The following is a 16,920-nucleotide window of genomic DNA, read 5'->3' on the forward strand; positions in this document are numbered from 1 at the left end:
TCAACGGGTTGTTAAGCGCCGGCGGGAATCGTAAAAACGCGAACACGCTGGTTGCGCTTCAATTGGGAAGACGCTGAACCCCGTAGCTCCTGCCGGAGAGACTATCTTGATGATCCGTCATTTGATGGTTCCGATCACTGCCGCCATGGTCACCCTGAGCACCGCGGGCGCCTATGCGCAAAGCGCCTTCCCGGCGCCGCTGCCGAACCAGGCCGCCACCAGTTCCGCGTTTCCCCCGGTGAACGGCTCGGCGCCGACCGCTTCGGTCGGCACGGCACCGCAATCGTCCTTTCCCGTGAACGGCGCCGCGCCCGTCGGCGGCGCTGGCGCGTTCAGCGCGGCCCCGCCGACCCAGGGCGGCCCCGGCGAGGACTGCATGAAGGCTTTCATTCCTCTGCGCGAGGAAGCCGAGAAGCGCGGCAAGCTGATCAAGGCCGCGAGCGACCGTCATGCGCCGCCGGACGAAGCCTGCAAGCTGATCCGCAATTTCAGCCAGGCTGAGACCAAGATGATCAAGTACATCGAGTCCCACGCCGCCAAATGCGGAATCCCGCCGCAGATCGGCGCGCAGATGAAGGACGGTCACAAGAATACCGAGGCCATGGCGACGAAGGTCTGCAACGTCGCGCAGCAGATGCAGAACCAGCCGCGCGGTCCGGCCGGCCCGTCGTTGAGCGAGGTGCTAGGTTCAGGCTCGGCGCCTGAGGCCAATGCCGGCAAGAAGGGCGGCAGCACCTTCGACACGCTCAACGGCAACGTCCTGACCCGATGATACACGTGCCGCCGATTTGAAGTTCCTACGGTGTTTGCCGCGAGATCCTCATGAGAACTTCAAATCGATAAGCGGCACGTGAATTATAGTTTCTTGCTAGTGCCCTTGTAGTTTTCGAAGTTCGTACCGGGATACGCCGCGATGGAATACGAACTTCGAAAACTGGACACTAGCACATCCGCCCGCGTTGCCGATTCCACCGGCAACTGGGTTGATACGCTCGCGCCGCCATGGGCGCGGCCCTATTTGCGATTGTCCCGCTTCGATCGTCCGATCGGCTCCTGGCTGCTGTTGATGCCGTGCTGGTGGTCGGCGGCGCTCGCGAGCGGCATGGCGCATGACGTCCGCGGACTGCCGCTCACCATCGTGCTGTTCTTCATCGGCGCCTTCGTGATGCGCGGAGCGGGCTGCACCTGGAATGACATCACCGACCGCGACCTCGACGACAAGGTCGAGCGCACCCGCTCGCGGCCGCTGCCGTCGGGGCAGGTGAGCACGAAGCAGGCGCTGGCTTGGATGGTCGTGCAGGCGCTGATCGGCCTTATCGTGTTGCTGCAGTTCAACCGCTTCGCGATTGCGACAGGCATCGCCTCGCTCCTGATCGTCGCGATCTACCCCTTCATGAAGCGCATCACCTGGTGGCCGCAGATCGTGCTCGGTCTTGCCTTCTCCTGGGGCGCCCTGATGGGATTTGCCGTCACCTTCGGCCGCATCGACGTCACCGCGCTGGTGCTCTATGCCGGCGCGATTTCATGGGTGATTGGCTATGACACGATCTACGCGCATCAGGACGCCGACGACGACGCGCTGATCGGCATCAAGTCCACCGCGCGCCTGTTCGGCGCGCATACGCACCAGGCGCTGATCCTGTTCTACGGGCTCGCTGTGATGCTGATCGGTGTCGCGCTGGCCTCAGGCGATGCGCGCTGGCCGGCCTGGCTCGGGCTTGCCGCCTTCGCCGCGCACCTGGCCTCGCAGATCGTGCGCTTGCGGATTGATGATCCCGAGCTGTGTCTGCGCTTGTTCAAGTCGAACAGGGATGCGGGTCTGTTGCTGTTTGCAGGATTGCTCGCCGACGCGGTGATGCGGGCGTAGCTCCCGTAGGGTGGGCAAAGGCGCCCTTGCGCCGTGCCCACGAGCTCTCAATGATCGACAAAGAACGTGGGCACGCTTGCGCTTTGCCCACCCTACGGCACCTTCAATTCCTCGCGATGATCTCGCGTTCTTCGCGATGAACCGACAGCTCCCGCGCGATGCCGGTGCGGCGGCGCATCAGGAATTTCGGACGGCGGGCGCGGATCGCATTGGCGCGGCGGCGGCGGGCCGCGGGCTTGCGCGCGCCTTCGTCGAGCTGCGGAAGCGCGAACAGCTCGCTCCAGATCGCCAAGGCCTCGACGAGCTCCTCGCCGTCGGCGCCGACGAGCAGCGGAACGGAGAGCGAGGGATCGCGATGCACCAGGACGATGGCCTGCGCTTCGTCATTGCCGCGCAGTGCGACGCCTGTGAAGTCGCTGACGCGGACGTTGATCGCCATCTGCATGCCGCGAACGGCACGGCGAAGCACGACGCGTTCGCGATGAAGCTCGATCTGCCTGACATGTCCGTCGGCGCGCGGATCGTGCGCATCGAAGCGGACCGGAAGGGAAAGGGGGTCGAGCCGCAGAGAGCGGCTCGACCCGGCGGGAGCGACCCCGCATGTTGCTGTTTGACGCCTCACGGCTTTAGTTCTCCCCGCCGGGATTATGTTCCCGGTCGATGCGAGGACCTTAGCGCGCCGCTTTCCGAAACCGCTTAAAAAGGCTGGTTAACCCACCGTCACTGCTGCTCATGATTGACAAGACCTTGGCGCGCATGATTGACGAGACGTTGCGCCAAAGGTGCGAATCTGAGCTTTTGGCGGGCTGAAAATGCTTGAAGTCCGCGCGATCAGGGCACATCTGTGGGTTCCGGTCCCGAACCCCCGCCCCAACAGGATTTCGTTCGTGAACTCTTCACCATCCGCAAGCTCGACGCTTTCGTCCAAGGATTCCTCCAAGGGGTCAAAGGCCAGCCGCGACCTGTTCGACCAGTCCGCTTTGTCGGATCTGGCGCAGCGGCTGGTGGAGGCGGCCAAGCGCGCCGGCGCGGATGCGGCCGACGCGGTCGCGGTGCGCGGCGTCTCGCAAGGCGTCGAGGTGCGCGACGGACGCGTCGAGGAATCCGAGCGCTCCGAGGGTGACGACGTCGGCCTGCGGGTACTGGTCGGCCAGCGCCAGGCGGTGGTCTCGACCAACGACGTCAGCGGCGATGCCGTGACCAAGCTCGCCGAACGCGCGGTCGCGATGGCGCGCGTTGCGCCCGACGACAAATATGTCGGGCTCGCCGATCCCGCGCTGCTCGCGCGCGACTTCCCCGATCTTGATCTGCTTGATCCCGATGTGCCTGCCACCAGCGAGCTCGAGCGCCGCGCACTCGCGGCCGAAGCTGCCGCGCTCGCCGTGAAGGGCGTCACCAAATCCGGCGGTGCCTCGGCCTCCGCGGGCATGGGCGGCATGGTGCTGGTCACCTCGACCGGCTTCCACGGCTCCTATTTGCGCTCCAGCCAGGGCATCTCGGCCACCGCCATCTCGGGCGAAGGCACCGGCATGGAGCGCGATTACGACTTCACCTCGGCGCCGCATGGTGCGGACCTGTTGTCGCCGGAAATCGTCGGCCGTTCCGCCGGCGAGCGCACCGTGGCGCGCTCCAATCCGCGCAAGGTCGAGACCTGCAAGGTGCCTGTCGTGTTCGATCCGCGCGTCGCCGGCTCCCTGGTCGGCCACGTCGTCGGCGCCATCAACGGCGCCTCGATCGCGCGCAAGACCAGCTTCCTCAAGGACAAGCTCGGCCAGCAGCTGTTTGCGAAGAACATCCGCATCATCGACGATCCCCTGCGCAAGCGCGGCCTGCGCTCGCAGACCTTCGACGCCGAAGGCGTTGCCGTGAAGAAGATCGCGCTGATCGACGAGGGCGTGCTGACGACCTGGCTGCTCGACTGCGCCACTGCGCGCGAGCTCGGCCTTGCCACCACCGGCCATGCCCATCGCGGCGTCTCCTCTTCGCCTTCACCCGGGCCGTACAATCTGCATCTCGAGCCCGGCACACCGAGCCCGGCCGAGCTGATCGCCGACATCAAGCAGGGCTTCTACGTCACCGATCTGATCGGCTCCGGCGTGAACGGCGTCACCGGCGATTACAGCCGCGGCGCCTCCGGCTTCTGGATCGAGAACGGCGAGATCACCTATCCCGTCAGCGAGGTGACGATCGCCGGCCATCTGTTCGAGATCTTCAAGTCGATGCAGCCCGCGAACAATCTCGAGTTCCGCTACGGCATCAATGCGCCGACGGTGCGCATCGAGGGATTGACGCTTGGCGGACGTTGAGGCGAACGCGCCGGGCGAAACCATCCTGACGCGCGATGCGGCGCTGCTGCAAGACACGGTGCGCGAGGCGGGTGCGCTGGCGCAGTCGATGTTTCGCACCGAACTGAAGAAGTGGACCAAGGGCACATCCTCGCCGGTCTCCGAAGCCGACATTGCCGTCAACGACCTGCTCGAAGCGCGCCTGCGCAGCGCGACGCCGGATTACGGCTGGCTCTCGGAGGAGAGCGCCGACGATGCGGCGCGGCTGTCGCGGCGGCTGACCTGGATCGTCGATCCCATCGACGGCACGCGCAACTACCTCAATGGCCACGACGATTGGTGCGTCAGCGTCGCGCTGGTCGAGGATGCCGCGCCGGTGCTGGCCGCGGTATTCGCGCCGACGAGCGGCGAGTTCTTCTTCGCCGCACGCGGCCAGGGCACCACGCTCAACGGCGCAGCCGTGCAGGCTTCGCCCGGATCCGCGCTCGACTTCTCCCGCATCGCAGGCCCGAAACCGATGGTCGAGCGGCTCAACAGATCAGGCGGCGAGATCAAGCTGCATCCGCGAATCGGCTCGCTCGCGCTGCGCCTGTGCCGGGTCGCCCATGGCGCGCTGGATGCGGCTTTTGCGGGGGGCAACAGCCATGATTGGGACCTTGCGGCGGCCGATTTGATCGTGCAGGAAGCCGATGGTAGGATGAGCGACCTCTCCGGAGAACCCATCCTCTATAACCGCCGGGAAGTGGCGCACGGGGTGCTGGTGGCAGCGGGACGCGATCGTCATGCGGGCATTGTCGCGCATTTTCGAAACCGCCCCTTGGCCTAAAGCGCGTGCGCTGTGCTTTGTCGACCACTGCTGCCGGGCAGTCCGCTAGAAAGAGAACCCATGCCAGATAGTGCCCCGCAACAACTGCTTCACCTCGTCATCGGCGGCGAACTCGTCGATCTCGAGCACAACACCTTCAAGAATCTCGACGACGTCGAGATCGTCGGCCTCTATCCGAATTACGCGACCGCCCATGCCGCCTGGCGGGCCAAGGCGCAGAGCACGGTCGACAACGCGCAGATGCGCTATTTCATCGTCCACCTCCACCGGTTGCTCGACCCGAATCAAGAACCGGCGCGTTGAAAAAACTGCTTCGCAATACGCTGCGAAGCAGCTTCGTTCAGCGTGCCGTCGGGGTCCTGGCGGCCGAATATCTGCGTCTGGTCTGGCGGACCAACAAATTCACGTTGGATCCGCCCGACGTCTATGCGCAGGTTGAGCCGCAGCTGCCTGCGATCTTCGCGTTCTGGCACGGCCAGCATTTCCTCACGCCCTTCATCAAGAACCAGAACAAGGCTTCCTATCGCGCCAAGGTCCTGATCTCCCGCCACCGCGACGGCGAGTTCAATGCGATCGCCGTCGAGCGGCTCGGTATCGGCACCATCCGCGGTTCCGGCGATCATGGCGGTGCCTTCCACCGCAAGGGCGGGGTCGGCGCCTTCAAGGAAATGGTGCGCACGCTCCAGGACGGTTGTAATGTCGCGCTGACCGCCGATGTTCCCAAGCGCGCGCGCGTGGCCGGGCTCGGCATCATCATGCTGGCACGGGAATCGGGGCGGCCGATCATGCCTTTCGCGATGGCGACCAGCCGCTTCATCCGGCTGAAGAACTGGGACCGCACCACCATCAATCTGCCCTTCGGGCGGGGCGTATTGGTCGGCATCAAGGAGATCCACGTTCCCGCAGATGCCGACGCCGCCATGATGGAAGCGTTGCGGCAGGAGCTGGAAGACACGTTGAACGAGGCGACCCGCCGCGCCTATGCGCAACTCGGCCGCCCGGGACCGGAAGATGCCTAATTCGTTGCCGATGACGCTGCGGATGTATCAGCGGCTGGCCTCCGGCCTGGTGCCGCTTGCGCCGGCGCTGATCAAGCGGCGGCTGAAGCAGGGCAAGGAGGATCCCGCGCGCGTCGGCGAGCGGCGCGGCCTGTCCAGGGACGTGCGGCCGCATGGTCCGCTGGTCTGGATCCACGGCGCCAGTGTCGGCGAGGTGCTGGCCGCTGCGGCGCTGGTCGAGCGGTTGCGCGATCTCAATCTGCGCATCCTGCTCACCTCGGGCACCGTCACCTCGGCCGCCGTGGTCGCAAAACGGTTTCCGCCCGACGTCATCCATCAATACGTGCCGTATGATTCCCCGCGCTATGTCGCGCGCTTCCTCGATCATTGGAAGCCGTCGCTGGCGCTGTTCATCGAATCCGATCTGTGGCCGAACCTGATCCTGGCGGGCGCTACCCGCCGGGTGCCGATGGTGCTGATCAACGGGCGGATGTCGCCGCGCTCCTTTCCGCGCTGGCGCCGCATGCACGGCACCATCTCGGCGCTGCTGTCGCGTTTCGACATCTGCCTGGCGCAGTCGAAGACCGATGCCGAGCGTTTCTCCGCGCTCGGCGGCCGCGACGTCGTCACGACAGGCAATCTCAAGCTCGACGTGCCGGCACCGCCGGCCGATCCCGCCAAGCTCGAACGGCTGATGGCGATGACGCGCGGGCGCCCCATCATCGTCGCGGCCTCGACCCACCCGGGCGAGGACGAGATGCTGGTCGCGGCGCATCGCAGCCTCGCCGGCTTCTTCCCGCAGCTCCTCAGCGTGATCGTGCCGCGCCATCCCGATCGCGGCTCCTCGATCGCAGGCCTGATCACGGCGTCCGGCCTGAAGCCGGCGCTGCGCTCGCGCGAGGAGCTGCCGACCGCGACCACCGACATCTATGTCGCCGACACCATGGGCGAGCTCGGCCTGTTCTACCGGCTGTCGCCGATCGTGTTCATGGGCGGATCGCTGATCCGTCATGGCGGGCAGAACCCGATCGAGGCGATCAAGCTCGGTGCCGCGATCGTCCATGGTCCGCACGTCTTCAACTTCGCCGATGTCTATGAGGCGCTCGACGGCAGCGGCGGTGCGCGCCAGGCCGACACGCCGGAGGCGCTGGTCAAGCAGCTCGGCCAGCTGCTGGCCGATCCCACCTTGCGCGACAAGATGCAGCGCGCGGGCAGCGGCGTGGTCGAGGAGCTCGGCGGCGCGCTCGATCGCACCATGATCGCGCTCGAGCCGTATCTGCTGCAGTTGCGGATCGAGATGGGAGCCGCCAATGCGTGAGCCGGCCTTCTGGTACCGGCCACGTTCCCTCCAGTCGTACGCGTTGTGGCCGCTCGGAGCGCTCTACGGCGCAATCACCGAACGGCGCATGCTGCGCAAGGGCGTGGATGCCGGCATCCCCGTGATCTGCGTCGGCAATTATCATGTCGGCGGCGCCGGCAAGACACCGACCGTGTTGGCGCTGACGAAGCTCTTGCGCGAGCTCGGCGAGACCCCGGTGGTGCTCAGTCGCGGCTATGGCGGACGCCTGCAGGGCCCGGTCATGGTCGACCCCGCGCGCCACACCGCGTCCGACATCGGCGATGAGCCCTTGATGATGTCGCGCGACGTCCCGGTCGCGGTCGCGCGGGATCGCCTCGAGGGTGTCGCGCTGGCGAAGTCGCAAGGCGCCACCGTCATCCTGATGGACGACGGTTTCCAGAACCCGCGCCTGGTCAAGGACACCTCGCTGATCGTGATCGACAGCGAACGTGGCCTCGGCAATGGCAAGGTGTTTCCGGCCGGCCCGCTGCGCGCGCCGCTGAAGGCGCAGCTCGCGCGCACCGATGCGCTGGTGCTGATCGGCGACGGTCGTGCCGCCAACGATGTCGCGGCCGAGCTTGCCAAGCGCGACAAGCCGGAGCTGCGCGCGCGTCTGAGGCCGGACGCCGGGTCGGTCGCAAGACTGTTGGGCAAGCCGGTGTTCGCATTCGCGGGCATTGGCGATCCCGAACGATTCTTCCGCAGCTTGCGCGCCTGTGGCATCGAGGTCGCGCGCACGCGCGCCTTCGCCGATCATCACATGTTTTCAAACGACGAGATCGCAGCTCTCGCAGCGGAGGCGCAGCGCGAGCAGCACACGCTGGTGACGACGGAAAAGGATCTCGCGCGCCTCCGCGGCCGCGAGGGCCTGCCTGCTAGCATCGTGCCGTTCGCTGTGCAGCTCGAATTCGATGATCCGACAGCGCTCCGGCAATTGATCAGCGATCATCTCTACAAGGCGCGCGAGCGGCGGTTCAGCAGGCGATGATCTCGTTTGGTGGGTAAGCTAGTCCGCCGTAGCCAAAGAGCGGAGGATGGAAAAACAATTCATCCATCGCCATGCGGTATTCGACAACTGATCGGGCGACATGTCGCGGCTGATGAATTCTCTTCCGCACGTTCGGGAGTTGATGTAGCCTTTGATGAGAGCCGTCACCGGGACGTGCCGACCTCCCGGAAATCATCGACGGCGTTTATGCCCACGGCGGGCAGTACCTTCATCACTTCAGATGCAGCGGCCGTAACGATCAGTTCGGAACGGCAGGGAAAATCATTGCCAAAAACCAGAGGAGAACATGCCATGCATTTTTGCCTCACCGGACAGTACACCCCACGCGCTCTCAATGCCATTTTGGAGAATCCCACCACCGATCGCCAGGAGGCGGCACGAAAGCTCATCGAAGCGGCCGGCGGAAAGCTGCTTTCGATGTACAGCGTTGCGGCCGACGGCCCAGGCGTTTTGGTGATTTTCGATGTGCCTGATCCGGGTGCGGCGCCGGCCATTTCCGGCCTGACCGTCACCGCAGGCACCCTGCAGAATGTGAAACTGACCAGGTTGTTCACGCAGGACGAGATCAAGCAGGTCCGCCAGAACGCGGCGAAGCTGCGTTCTTCGTATACCCCGCCCGGAAGCTGACATCAGGATCTGAAGCGCGATGCGATGAGGATGAATCGTCGTCGCGCTTTAGGTTGTTGTGTAAGCATGATCTTTTCGGAAAACCGCTGCGCACTTTTCCGGATCATGCTTTAGAGCTTCGGTTCTGATTGAAGCAGAGCCGGAGCTCTGGATTCCCGTTCTTGGCGCGGCGTCTTCACGCGTACCGGTATCGCAATTCAGCAATCAGTCGTGCTCACCACGCCCCGACGGCCATTAATCCAATAATGGTCAGGCACGAGACGCAGGCTACCGCGACGGTATAGCATTCGGGTGTATTCATTGCTCACTCCCAAACTGTTGCCAATTGCTTGGTCACTGCTACGCGGGAGAGATCGCCGGTCGCGGGCCACTTCAATGCGGCAGGCCGTGAACGGTCTTGCGATGTGCGTCCGTCCTCTCATCGTCAACCTGATCCGCAGGATGACGAAGCGCTTCGAGAGCTTCGGAGCGTTCAGCTGCGATCAGAAGCTGTTTGCGCATTTCAGCGAGACGGGCGCGACAATATTCACGATAGAGCAAGTCCAATATGGTGGGCATGATCACCCCCATCGTTTGACTCTCGATTTACAGATATTCCACCGCAAATTTTCGAGGTGATCGTAGCCCGTCGGATGGCTCTTTCGATATGAGCCCGTTCACAGACTGCGCCAATTCCAAAGCTCGATGGCTGTTTGGTTGACTTGATTGTCTGTGCGATAAAAGGAACAGGGCCAGTTACCTAACGAACACTGTAGCAGCTCTCTGTTTCAACAAGACTTCGTCAAACAACTTAAGGGCGCCGGATTGCAACAAAGAATCCAACCACAACGCGAAATGACTAACTACGGAGTGCAAGTATTCTTCGATGCAACGCGGATCGGCACCACGGAGATCTTTTCTCCGTGAGACTCGCGGCTCAGGTGCACGCGAACATCGTCTCCATCCCCATGACGCGAAAAAAGCTGCACCGCTCGTGCCAGGCCGCACTGCTGCGCTTTGCCGCCCGCAGCAGCCTGCCATTCAGGCGACATTCATCGCAAAACGCCTATCGGTTCCCGACGATCAGGAGAATTCGATGAAACTGCCGTCTGCGACCGTTGCCGCCAGCCTTGTGTGTCTGATCGTTGCGCCCGTCTTCGCGCAAACTCCCGCGCCGACAGCAAGCCCGACCGTCACCGTGCCGGTTCCTGCGACCAAGCGCGTGACGTGCCTTGCGACGACCGCGAGCCTGAAAGGACAGGACAAGCGCGACCAGCTGCAGCTCTGCATGGCGCAGGCGCGGCTCGATTGCCTGAAGCAGGCGATCGATCAGAAGGTCGTCGGCGAAGCCAGGAAGAGCGCGATCAAGACTTGTGTGGGTGCGGATGGTCCCGAGCAGCAATAGCAGAACGACGCCACGAACTCGCTGTCGTAGGGTGCGCAAAGCAACGCGTGCCCACGTTGCTCGTCGCGGTCATGGAGAGATGGTGGGCACGGCGCTTAGCGCCTTTGCCCACCCTAGGAGAGCGGAAAGCTCATTGCTGCGGTTTCGGCGCGCCGGGGAAATGCCGCTGCAGCACGGCGGCGGGTGTGGCGTAGGCCTCCTGCAAATCCACGCTCCAGTATTTCAGCTCGTCGAGCGGAATCCGCGTGTCGGTGATGGCACAGCGCACGAAGGTCCCCGGCGAGATCACGCGGAAGTCGCCGTCGAGATATTGCACTTGCGCTTCGCCATGGCCCGAGGGGCCGAACTTGTTCAGCACGGTCGAAAGTCTCCGTGGAAGGCCGCTCCGTGGAAACCCTGGAGGGCGATGTGTTGGACGGGATGTAGCATAGATAGGGCGGCTTGTCCGCCCGGTAAACCCACCGGTTTGTGATGTTTTGCCGCCGTTTCCGCGTGATAGTGCTTGGGCGAAGGATCGCTGGTTCCGGCATCTCCTGTGGCAGAGTCCGATGCGCCTTCGACTGACCGCCCTGTTTCTGACGCTGCTGATGTCCGCCGCGCATGCCGCGCCGGCGCCGCAGCCGGTCGACATTCCGCTGGCGTCCGGCGTGCTGCATGCGCAGCTCTACAAGCCTGAAGGGGCGGGGCCATTTCCGGCCGTGATCGCGCTGCACGGTTGCGACGGCCTCAGCAGCCATTCCGATTCCGTGCTGCCGCGCTACCGCGATTGGGCCGAGCGCCTGCTCAGGGCAGGCAATGCCGTGCTGCTGCCCGACAGCTACGGCTCGCGTGAGCTCGGGCCGCAATGCCGCGTCAAGGAGATGCACGTCAAGGCGCGGCGTGAGCGCGTCACCGACGTCGCGGCATCGCGCGCCTGGCTGATGAAGCAGTCCTGGGTGGCGCGCGATCGCGTCAGCCTGATGGGCTGGGCCAACGGCGCGAGCGCGCTGCTGTGGGCCGTGCGGCCGCAGAGCGCGGCGCGCGACCTGGCGCCCGATTTCCGCGCCGCGATCGCGTTCTATCCGGACTGCCGGATCTCCGCCGGTCTCGGCTGGAGCACGCGGGTGCCGACCCTGGTGCTGATCGGCGCCAATGACGACGTCTCCTCGCCGCCGGCCTGCCGCCAGATGGTCGAGGGCGCGCATGGCCGCAGCGCGCTCGCACGCATCGTGGTCTATCCCGACGCCTATCACGATTTCGACCGCGCCAACACACCGCTGCACGCCGCCGGCGGCAGCAACGATGCCGCCGTGCCCGAGCGCGGCCATCTCGGCACGGATGCCGAGGCGCGCGCGGAGTCGCAAAAGGACGTCGCGCAGTGGCTGGCGCGGTAAAGGAAGTCCCGTAGCCCGGATGGAGCGCAGCGCAATCCGGGACAGCGCAGCGCGTGGCACGAACCCGGATTACGCTTTCGCTCCACCCGGGCTATGGGTCCCGTCCGAGGAACAAATTCAGGCGGACAGCCCCGCATCGACCACCGCCCTGCACGGACTTGATGGCCGACCCGGAATCTACGGATCGCACGCGGCGCCGGTTTCAGCAGGTGAGGGCGCCTTAGTTCGACCACGATGTCGATTAAACGCAGTCCTCATGCGCATCGTCCTCTTCGCCTCCGCACTGGCCGTCTTCACCGTCGCGATCTTCCTGTACGAGGCCCAAGCCGGCGCCCCACAGCGCGCGCCGGAGCATTGCGGCTTCTGGACCACGATCGACGCGGGATTGTCGTGTAGGTGAAGTACATCAGTCCAACACCGTCACCCTGAGGCGGCCGCTTCTTCAGCGGCCCTCGAAGGGCGACGGCCCGGCTGCATCGCGGCCGTACATCCTTCGAGGCTCACCTTGCGATGCGTCCGCATCGCAAGCCTCGCACCTCAGGATGACGGGTTGGCATTGGGAGTGCTGCGATCGCAGAGGCGCCTCACACCTCAGAACAAGCTGCCCTGATCCACCGGCTTGGCCACACGCTTCGGCGCGGGCTTTGTGTCCGCCGCAGCCGACTTTGGCTGCGCGGGCGTGCGCTTGGCCGTTGGCGCCGGGCGATCCGCATCCGCGGTCGCGCCCACGCGTCCATCCGCAAACTCGATCTCGAGCCGCGCATTCGGCCCGATGCTGTCGGCCGCATGCAGCGGATGCCCCGCCTCGTCCCGCACCAGCGCGAAGCCGCGCGCGAGCACGCTGCGGTAGGACAGTGCGGACAGCAGCTTGCCGCTGTTCTCGACGCGGGCCTCCAGCCGCTGCAGCAACGTGACGAGCGCGCGGCCGGCGCGCTCGCTGAGGCGATGCGTGCGCTCGCGCTGGCGGGCGATCGTGTTGCGCTGTGCCTGCGCATTGGAGAGCTTTGAGGCGCGCAAGCGAACCTCGAGTCCGGCAAAGCGGTCGCGCCGCCGCCGCAGCAGCGAGCGCGCGGACAGGCCAAGCCGTTCGCCGCACACGGTGAGGCGGTGGTCGGCCTGAGAGATCTGGCCGTGCAGCACCCGCAGCGTCAGCTTTGAGCTTGCGGCGGTAAACCGGCGGAAATGCGCATGCGTGTTGGCCTTGAGACAGCGGGGCAGGGATGCGCCCGCCGAATCCAGCCGCTGCCGCGGGATCGCCAGCAGATCGCCGGCCGCCGGCAGCGCGCGTGCGGCGGCGCGCAGCTCGCTGCGACGGCTTTCCTGGGCGCGCTGCCAATAGGCGCGGGTGCGGCGTCCGAGATCGGCGACCTCGACGAACAATTCGCTGCGCACCGGCACCGCCATCTCGGCCGCCGCCGTCGGCGTTGGCGCGCGCTTGTCGGCGACAAAGTCGATCAGCGTGATGTCGGTCTCGTGCCCCACCGCCGAGATCAGCGGGATCATGCTCTCGGCTGCCGCCCGCACCACGATCTCCTCGTTGAACGACCAGAGGTCTTCCAGCGAGCCGCCGCCGCGCGCGACGATCAGCACATCGGGGCGCGGAATCTTGCCGCCCGGGGCAATCGCGTTGAAGCCGCGGATGGCGGCCGCGACCTGCTCGGCCGAGCCGTCGCCCTGCACCTTGACTGGCCACACCAGCACGCGGCGGGGGAAGCGGTCCTCCAGCCGGTGCAGGATGTCGCGGATCACCGCGCCGGTCGGCGAGGTCACGACGCCGATCACCTCCGGCAGCCACGGCAGCAGCTGCTTGCGCGCTTCGTCGAACAACCCTTCCGCGGCGAGCTTCTTCTTGCGCTCCTCCATCAGCGCCATCAGCGCGCCGATGCCGGCCGGCTCCAGCGCCTCGATCACGATCTGGTATTTCGAGGAGCCCGGATAGGTCGTGAGCTTGCCGGTGGCGATGACCTCGAGCCCTTCCTGGGGCTTGAAGCGCATCCGGCCGTGCACGCCCTTCCAGATCACCGCCTCGATCTTGGCGCTTTCGTCCTTGAGCGCGAAATAGCAATGGCCGGAGGAGTGCGCGCCGCGGAACCCCGAGATCTCACCGCGGACCCGGACATGGCCATAGGTATCCTCCACCGTCCGCTTCAGGGATTGGGAGAGCTCGGAGACGGTGAATTCAAAGGCGTTGTTCAGTTGTTCCGCAGGCGGCATCGGCAAACGATTCGGCATTTTGGGGTCAGACCCGACGTTAAGGATTTTCGCCGCGCGGCGCCAATCGAGGAATTGATTGGGAGAGTACTCTGTATTATAGAGTTCTCTATTGATTGATGAGTTTGAGGGAGGTAAGCCATGGCGATCCGGTTGCTGCGCGGCGTCTTGAGCGGTCTGAAATGGGCCCTGTGTGCGGTCGGCGGCGTGGCGCTGATCCTGACCGCGATGATCGCAACGCCGCTGCAGCGGCCACCCGAGATGCGGTCGGTCTCCGACTCCGCCAAGGGGATCGACTGGACCACGCTGCCGCCGCTGGAGCGCTTCCAGGCCCGCGACGGCACCTGGATCGGCTATCGCCACTATGCGGCCAAAGCGTTTTCAAGCGAAGTGGAAGCCGGTTCGCGTGAAGAAAACGCGTCAAAACAAGAATCCGGAGCCCGATCCCATCGGAACGGAAATGGCTCCGGGGGCCCGGCGGCGGGCCGCGGCGCGATCTTCATCCATGGCTCGTCCGGCTCCAGCGGCACCGTTAACCACGCGCTGACACACGCGATCGCCGCGCGCGGGGTGGAGACCTGGGCGCTCGACATCCGCGGTCATGGCGGCTCCGGCACCCGCGGCGATATCGGCTATGTCGGCCAGCTCGAGGACGACCTCGTCGATTTCGTTGCCGAAGTTCGCAAGACCGCGCCGGATCTGCCGCTCACTCTGATCGGCCATTCGGCCGGCGCCGGTTTCTCGCTGCGCGTCGCCGCGACGCCGATCATGCAGGACATGTTCGTGCGCACCGTGTTGCTCGCGCCCTATCTCGGCTATGACGCACCGACCAACCGGCCGAACGCGGGCGGCTGGGCCAATTTCAATGTCCCGCGCTTCTTCGGTCTGACGGCGCTGCGCAAGCTCGGCATCGACTGCTGTTCGCAGCTTCCTGTGCTGGCCCTGGCGGTGCCGCCGAGCTCGGCGAAGTACCTCGTCTCGACCTATTCCGATCGCCTGACGCGCAATTTCGCGACGCGCGGCTATCGCGTCGATCTGCCGGCAACCACGCGTCCGATCACCATCTTCGGCGGCACTGATGACGAGATGATGATCTCGGACAAATATGCGCAGACCGTGCAGGCGGTGAAGCCGTCGGTCGACGTCAAGGTCATTGACGGCATCAATCATATGGGCATCGTCACCCATCCGAAGGCGATCTCGGTGATCGCCGAGGACGTGGCAACGCGCGGGGCAGGGCAGTCGTGATCGACAGCAGGGAGGCGTCCGCAGCGCTGGCCGATATCGACGATATCGTCCAGCGCGTGAAGCAATCGCAGCTCTATGAGCTGGCGAGCCTCGCAGCGGTCTGGTGGGGCGTGCTGGTGTTCGCAGCCAATCTCGTGACCTGGCTTTGGCCGATCTACGCGGTCTACGCCTGGGTTGCCGCGGATGTTTTCGGCGTCGGCGGTCTGATTGCACTTCGCGTGCTCGATCCGAAAAGCCACCCCTTTGGCGCCGGCGTTGGCATCAGGCTGTTCCTGATATTCGCGCTGTTCTTCGCGTTCGGTTATTTCGTCACCAACGTCGTCGGTCATTTTGGTCCGCGCCAGCTGGGAACGTTCTGGCCGATCTATTTCATGCTGTTCTACACACTCGCCGGGCTGTGGTTCGGCTACGCCTTCGTGGCGATCGGCCTCGGCATCACGGCGCTGACGCTGTTCGGCTTCTTCTATATCGGCGAGGCGTTCCCGCTGTGGATGGCCTTCGTCAATGGCGGTGGCCTGATCCTCGGCGGCCTCTGGATGCGGCGGATCTAGCGCATGTCCGGGCTCGACGACATCGTTCCCCAGCCTGCATCCAACGCCCGAGAAGGAGCGAGCCCGTGATCGACAGTCATCAGGCTCCTGAAGCACTGAACGCCAATGAGCATGCCGTTCGTCGTGGGCAGCGGTCGCAGGTCTACCTGGTCGCGGGTCTCGTCCTGCTGATATGGGCCGTGATGCCGTTTGCCGACGATGTCCTGATGTGGTTCTGGCCGCGCTACGGGGCCTATTATTGGAACAGCTGGTTCGTGGTGAATGACGGGCTGTATTTCTGGTTTGCACTCTACGTCGTCTCGGCTCTCGGCCTCGTTGCTCTCGGCGCCTATCATCTTTCGAGAAACGGCATCCGCCTGTCCGACAGGCGCAGTCTGCTGGCGCTCCTGCTGATCGCCGCCTTTGGCCTCGTCTGCTGTCATTTCGGCAGGTTCTCGCCGCGCCAGCAAACGGTGTTTTGGGAGGTCTACATCACGCTGGTCTACCTGACGGCGGGGCTTCGGTTCGGCTACGCCTTTGCACCGCTCGGCGCGACCATCATCGCGCTAACGCTGATCGGATATTTTTGTATCCCGGGTGTACCGCTGTTGCCGTGGATGGCAGCCGTCAATGGCGGCGCGCTGATCGCGGGTATCTTCTGGATGCGGCGAGGCTAGCCGTGGCGGAGCTCGACGACATCATCCACCAGCCGCTGCGGCTGAAGATCATGGCGGCGCTGAACGCGCTGCCCGCGACAGCCGGACTGGAGTTCTCGCGGCTGAAGAAGCTGACCGGCGCCACCGACGGCAATCTCGGCGCGCATATCGAGACCCTGGCGAAGGCGGGCTATGTGTCGGTGGAGAAGGCGTTCGTGGGGAAGAAGCCGCAGACGACGGTGACTGCCACTGCGGCGGGGCGCGGGGCGTTCGCGCGGCATGTGGCGACGTTGCAGGAGATTATTGCGGGGAAGCAGGTGTAGGTTGGCCGGTCATTCCGGGGCGCCCTCTTGGGCGCGAGCCCGGAATCCATACTCACGATGGTGGTTATGGATCCCGGGCTCGCGGCTTCGCCGCGCCCGGAATGTCACCGTAGTTATGGATGATTTCTTCACGATGACGGTCGATTTGGCCGCGCATTCGCTCGATCTCGGAGCGGAGGTACTCAAGGGGTGGGCATGGGCGAATCTGGGATTTTGCCCCCAAGTCGGGGATAGGTCGGATAAA

Annotated in this window: 20 protein-coding genes; 16 read left to right on the forward strand and 4 right to left on the reverse strand. The window is 64.9% G+C overall.

Features of this window, described 5'->3' with window-relative positions:
* Positions 1 to 109: 109 nt before the first annotated feature.
* Both GGD66_RS37145 and ubiA read left to right on the forward strand, forming a co-directional pair.
* A complete protein-coding gene (locus tag GGD66_RS37145; protein WP_018321914.1) occupies positions 110 to 772 on the forward strand; it encodes a hypothetical protein in 663 nt (220 codons plus the stop codon).
* A gap of 141 nt (positions 773 to 913) precedes the next feature.
* On the forward strand, positions 914 to 1,867 hold the full coding sequence (ubiA, locus tag GGD66_RS37150; RefSeq protein WP_092255282.1) for a 4-hydroxybenzoate octaprenyltransferase: 954 nt from the start codon (positions 914 to 916) through the stop codon (positions 1,865 to 1,867).
* Between the two features lie 103 nt (positions 1,868 to 1,970).
* Here ubiA and GGD66_RS37155 read toward each other — a convergent pair whose 3' ends face one another.
* Complete coding sequence (locus tag GGD66_RS37155) at positions 1,971 to 2,489, reverse strand: DUF6101 family protein (protein ID WP_183261618.1); 519 nt, start codon at positions 2,487 to 2,489, stop codon at positions 1,971 to 1,973.
* Positions 2,490 to 2,754: 265 nt separating this feature from the next.
* Here GGD66_RS37155 and GGD66_RS37160 point away from each other — a divergent pair, with 265 nt between their 5' ends.
* From GGD66_RS37160 to GGD66_RS42300, 7 genes are read left to right on the forward strand one after another with little or no spacing between them, the layout of a single operon-like run.
* Positions 2,755 to 4,173 carry a TldD/PmbA family protein gene (locus GGD66_RS37160; protein ID WP_177237061.1) on the forward strand — a complete coding sequence of 473 codons (1,419 nt, stop codon included), beginning with the start codon at positions 2,755 to 2,757 and terminating at the stop codon, positions 4,171 to 4,173.
* Entirely contained in the window at positions 4,160 to 4,978 is an 819-nt protein-coding gene (locus GGD66_RS37165; protein WP_183261620.1) for a 3'(2'),5'-bisphosphate nucleotidase CysQ, read from the forward strand. The genes GGD66_RS37160 and GGD66_RS37165 overlap by 14 nt, the downstream gene beginning before the upstream one ends.
* A gap of 60 nt (positions 4,979 to 5,038) precedes the next feature.
* Positions 5,039 to 5,281, forward strand: a complete 243-nt coding sequence (locus GGD66_RS37170) for a DUF4170 domain-containing protein (RefSeq protein WP_018648410.1) — start codon at positions 5,039 to 5,041, stop codon at positions 5,279 to 5,281.
* On the forward strand, positions 5,278 to 5,997 hold the full coding sequence (locus tag GGD66_RS37175; RefSeq protein ID WP_183261622.1) for a lysophospholipid acyltransferase family protein: 720 nt from the start codon (positions 5,278 to 5,280) through the stop codon (positions 5,995 to 5,997). The genes GGD66_RS37170 and GGD66_RS37175 overlap by 4 nt, the downstream gene beginning before the upstream one ends.
* Positions 5,960 to 7,294 carry a 3-deoxy-D-manno-octulosonic acid transferase gene (locus GGD66_RS37180; RefSeq protein ID WP_183261624.1) on the forward strand — a complete coding sequence of 445 codons (1,335 nt, stop codon included), beginning with the start codon at positions 5,960 to 5,962 and terminating at the stop codon, positions 7,292 to 7,294. The genes GGD66_RS37175 and GGD66_RS37180 overlap by 38 nt, the downstream gene beginning before the upstream one ends.
* Positions 7,287 to 8,303: a tetraacyldisaccharide 4'-kinase gene (gene lpxK, locus GGD66_RS37185; RefSeq protein WP_183261626.1), complete on the forward strand. Its 1,017-nt coding sequence runs from the start codon at positions 7,287 to 7,289 to the stop codon at positions 8,301 to 8,303. Before GGD66_RS37180 ends, lpxK begins: the two co-directional genes overlap by 8 nt.
* 9 nt (positions 8,304 to 8,312) lie before the next feature.
* Entirely contained in the window at positions 8,313 to 8,951 is a 639-nt protein-coding gene (locus GGD66_RS42300) for a GYD domain-containing protein (RefSeq protein ID WP_245283343.1), read from the forward strand.
* A gap of 372 nt (positions 8,952 to 9,323) precedes the next feature.
* Here GGD66_RS42300 and GGD66_RS37195 read toward each other — a convergent pair whose 3' ends face one another.
* On the reverse strand, positions 9,324 to 9,521 hold the full coding sequence (locus GGD66_RS37195; protein ID WP_084674967.1) for a hypothetical protein: 198 nt from the start codon (positions 9,519 to 9,521) through the stop codon (positions 9,324 to 9,326).
* Positions 9,522 to 10,026: 505 nt separating this feature from the next.
* On the opposite strand from GGD66_RS37195, the gene GGD66_RS37200 reads away from it, so the two are divergent.
* Positions 10,027 to 10,335, forward strand: coding sequence for a hypothetical protein (locus GGD66_RS37200; RefSeq protein WP_026202638.1), 309 nt, complete (start codon positions 10,027 to 10,029; stop codon positions 10,333 to 10,335).
* A gap of 130 nt (positions 10,336 to 10,465) precedes the next feature.
* Here GGD66_RS37200 and GGD66_RS37205 read toward each other — a convergent pair whose 3' ends face one another.
* Positions 10,466 to 10,693 (reverse strand): DUF2093 domain-containing protein, encoded by a 228-nt coding sequence (locus GGD66_RS37205; protein ID WP_018321926.1) that lies wholly within the window; start codon positions 10,691 to 10,693, stop codon positions 10,466 to 10,468.
* A gap of 190 nt (positions 10,694 to 10,883) precedes the next feature.
* Here GGD66_RS37205 and GGD66_RS37210 point away from each other — a divergent pair, with 190 nt between their 5' ends.
* On the forward strand, positions 10,884 to 11,708 hold the full coding sequence (locus GGD66_RS37210; RefSeq protein WP_183261628.1) for a dienelactone hydrolase family protein: 825 nt from the start codon (positions 10,884 to 10,886) through the stop codon (positions 11,706 to 11,708).
* 256 nt (positions 11,709 to 11,964) lie between these two features.
* Complete coding sequence (locus GGD66_RS37215) at positions 11,965 to 12,108, forward strand: hypothetical protein (protein ID WP_179731649.1); 144 nt, start codon at positions 11,965 to 11,967, stop codon at positions 12,106 to 12,108.
* Positions 12,109 to 12,299: 191 nt separating this feature from the next.
* Here the strand turns inward: GGD66_RS37215 and xseA are convergent, their stop codons facing one another.
* Positions 12,300 to 13,922, reverse strand: a complete 1,623-nt coding sequence (gene xseA, locus GGD66_RS37220) for an exodeoxyribonuclease VII large subunit (protein WP_183261750.1) — start codon at positions 13,920 to 13,922, stop codon at positions 12,300 to 12,302.
* 138 nt (positions 13,923 to 14,060) lie between these two features.
* Here xseA and GGD66_RS37225 point away from each other — a divergent pair, with 138 nt between their 5' ends.
* The 4 genes from GGD66_RS37225 to GGD66_RS37240 all read left to right on the forward strand — a co-directional run bounded on the left by GGD66_RS37225 (position 14,061) and on the right by GGD66_RS37240 (position 16,676).
* On the forward strand, positions 14,061 to 15,167 hold the full coding sequence (locus tag GGD66_RS37225) for an alpha/beta hydrolase (RefSeq protein ID WP_183261630.1): 1,107 nt from the start codon (positions 14,061 to 14,063) through the stop codon (positions 15,165 to 15,167).
* Positions 15,164 to 15,718, forward strand: a complete 555-nt coding sequence (locus GGD66_RS37230) for a hypothetical protein (RefSeq protein WP_183261632.1) — start codon at positions 15,164 to 15,166, stop codon at positions 15,716 to 15,718. Before GGD66_RS37225 ends, GGD66_RS37230 begins: the two co-directional genes overlap by 4 nt.
* A gap of 65 nt (positions 15,719 to 15,783) precedes the next feature.
* Entirely contained in the window at positions 15,784 to 16,374 is a 591-nt protein-coding gene (locus GGD66_RS37235; RefSeq protein WP_183261634.1) for a hypothetical protein, read from the forward strand.
* A gap of 2 nt (positions 16,375 to 16,376) precedes the next feature.
* Positions 16,377 to 16,676 (forward strand): transcriptional regulator, encoded by a 300-nt coding sequence (locus GGD66_RS37240; RefSeq protein WP_011090236.1) that lies wholly within the window; start codon positions 16,377 to 16,379, stop codon positions 16,674 to 16,676.
* Positions 16,677 to 16,920: the final 244 nt, after the last annotated feature.

The organism is Bradyrhizobium sp. CIR48, assembly GCF_014198315.1.
Taxonomy (GTDB): Bacteria; Pseudomonadota; Alphaproteobacteria; order Rhizobiales; family Xanthobacteraceae; genus Bradyrhizobium.

Excerpts from the sequence above, each read along its gene's own strand:
- xseA (WP_183261750.1), bottom strand. The coding sequence starts at position 13,922 with ATGCCGCCTGCGGAACAACTGAACAACGCCTTTGAATTCACCGTCTCC.
- GGD66_RS37210 (WP_183261628.1), top strand. The coding sequence starts at position 10,884 with ATGCGCCTTCGACTGACCGCCCTGTTTCTGACGCTGCTGATGTCCGCC.
- GGD66_RS37195 (WP_084674967.1), bottom strand. The coding sequence starts at position 9,521 with ATGGGGGTGATCATGCCCACCATATTGGACTTGCTCTATCGTGAATAT.
- GGD66_RS37215 (WP_179731649.1), top strand. The coding sequence starts at position 11,965 with ATGCGCATCGTCCTCTTCGCCTCCGCACTGGCCGTCTTCACCGTCGCG.
- GGD66_RS37200 (WP_026202638.1), top strand. The coding sequence starts at position 10,027 with ATGAAACTGCCGTCTGCGACCGTTGCCGCCAGCCTTGTGTGTCTGATC.
- GGD66_RS37145 (WP_018321914.1), top strand. The coding sequence starts at position 110 with ATGATCCGTCATTTGATGGTTCCGATCACTGCCGCCATGGTCACCCTG.
- GGD66_RS37170 (WP_018648410.1), top strand. The coding sequence starts at position 5,039 with ATGCCAGATAGTGCCCCGCAACAACTGCTTCACCTCGTCATCGGCGGC.
- GGD66_RS37180 (WP_183261624.1), top strand. The coding sequence starts at position 5,960 with ATGCGCAACTCGGCCGCCCGGGACCGGAAGATGCCTAATTCGTTGCCG.
- lpxK (WP_183261626.1), top strand. The coding sequence starts at position 7,287 with ATGCGTGAGCCGGCCTTCTGGTACCGGCCACGTTCCCTCCAGTCGTAC.
- ubiA (WP_092255282.1), top strand. The coding sequence starts at position 914 with ATGGAATACGAACTTCGAAAACTGGACACTAGCACATCCGCCCGCGTT.
- GGD66_RS37225 (WP_183261630.1), top strand. The coding sequence starts at position 14,061 with ATGGCGATCCGGTTGCTGCGCGGCGTCTTGAGCGGTCTGAAATGGGCC.